The organism is Pseudomonas sp. CM25 (genome assembly GCF_013179705.1).
Classification (GTDB): Bacteria; Pseudomonadota; Gammaproteobacteria; order Pseudomonadales; family Pseudomonadaceae; genus Aquipseudomonas.
In genome coordinates this window covers 1-1,366 of sequence record NZ_JABMCW010000638.1, presented here as the reverse complement: position 1 = coordinate 1,366, position 1,366 = coordinate 1, and the positions used below count along the sequence as shown (strand labels likewise).

Genomic DNA, 1,366 nt, shown 5'->3' with positions numbered 1-1,366 from the left:
CTGCAGGATGCGCCAGGTGTACAGCATCAGCGCTCCGTGCTCGACCCGCAGCACATAGCCATTGCGCCGGTGCTTTAGCCGGCTGCCAGCTTCACGCAAGGCCGGCGTATGGCCATCGAGGGTGAACAGGATGCGGTAGGGCAGGTTGTCGACCCCGGCCAGGGGCAGCACCACACCCTCGCGCACCGCCTGGTCGCCGCTGTCGTCATGGGTAAATGCATAGGCCAGGTCGTCGGGCAGTTGCCGGTCGCGCTTGAAACGCTCGAGCAGCTGGATGTCGCCGAGCAGGAAATAGTCGACCAGGTCGTTGAGCACTTCGCTGAATTCGTGGCGCATCTGTTTTCCTTGTTTTTGCGCGTGAGGGGCAAGCCGCTAGTGCTTCTGGGCGATCTGGATCAGGTTGCCACAGGTGTCGTCGAATACCGCGACAGTGACTGGGCCCATGGGGGTGGGGGGCTGGGTGAAGTGCACGCCTGCTGCGCACAGCCGGGTGTGTTCAGCCTGGATATCACGCACGCCGAACGAGGTAACGGGGATGCCGTCCTGCTTGAGCGCAGCCTTGTACGCCTTGGCCGCAGGGTGCGCATCGGGCTCCAGCAGCAGCTCGACGCCATTGGGGTCGTTGGGCGAGGTCAGGGTCAGCCAGCGGTGCCGGCCCATGGGGATGTCATGCTTGGGCTCGAAACCCAGTACGTAGTGGTAGAACGCCAGGGCCTTTGCCTGGTCCTCGACAAGAATGCTGGTGACCACGATCTTCATAAGCGCACACCGTATGTCTGGGAGCGATAAGTACCAGTAAAGACGGTCGGGGGCATTTGACCAGTGGCACTGGGCCGCAAACGGTGAAGCCCTGGCTACAAAAATACTGTTCAAGTCCCAGTTAAATCCTTCCTCCGCCGGCACCCACTGGCCAGCTGCCAAGGGGTAAAGTGTCAGGCACGATCCCCGCGCGCCCAGGTCGGCGTCAAAGAGGTACCCGTGGCTGCCTACACCCTGCGACAACTCAAGTATTTCGTCACCACCGTGGAAGCCGGCAGTGTTGCCGAGGCTTCACGCCAGCTGTACATCGCCCAACCGTCGATCTCCACGGCCATCAAGAGCCTGGAAGAAAGCTTCGGCGTGCAACTGTTCATTCGCCACCACGCCCAGGGCGTGTCGCTGACCCCCAGCGGCAAGCGCTTCTATGCCAAGACCAGGTCGCTGCTGCAGATGGCCCACGAATTCGAGCAGAACGCCCTGGCCGACAACGACACCGTGGCCGGGCACATCGACATCGGCTGTTTCGAAACCGTGGCACCGCTGTACCTGCCGCGCCTGATCGCCGGCTTTCGACAGCGCTATCCGGGGGTGGATATCCGCCTGCGCG

2 protein-coding genes and 1 pseudogene are annotated in these 1,366 nt (G+C 62.5%); 1 reads left to right on the top strand and 2 read right to left on the bottom strand.

Going from position 1 to position 1,366, the window contains the following annotated elements:
- Together HP546_RS30270 and HP546_RS30265 are read right to left on the bottom strand one after the other, a co-directional pair.
- Positions 1 to 336: pseudogene (locus HP546_RS30270) on the bottom strand (hypothetical protein); the annotation flags it as partial.
- A gap of 36 nt (positions 337 to 372) precedes the next feature.
- A complete protein-coding gene (locus HP546_RS30265) occupies positions 373 to 759 on the bottom strand; it encodes a VOC family protein (protein WP_172233557.1) in 387 nt (128 codons plus the stop codon).
- 219 nt (positions 760 to 978) lie between these two features.
- Here HP546_RS30265 and HP546_RS30260 point away from each other — a divergent pair.
- Positions 979 to 1,366, top strand: a 388-nt coding sequence (locus HP546_RS30260) for a LysR family transcriptional regulator (RefSeq protein ID WP_172233554.1), incomplete at its 3' end; no start/stop codon positions are given.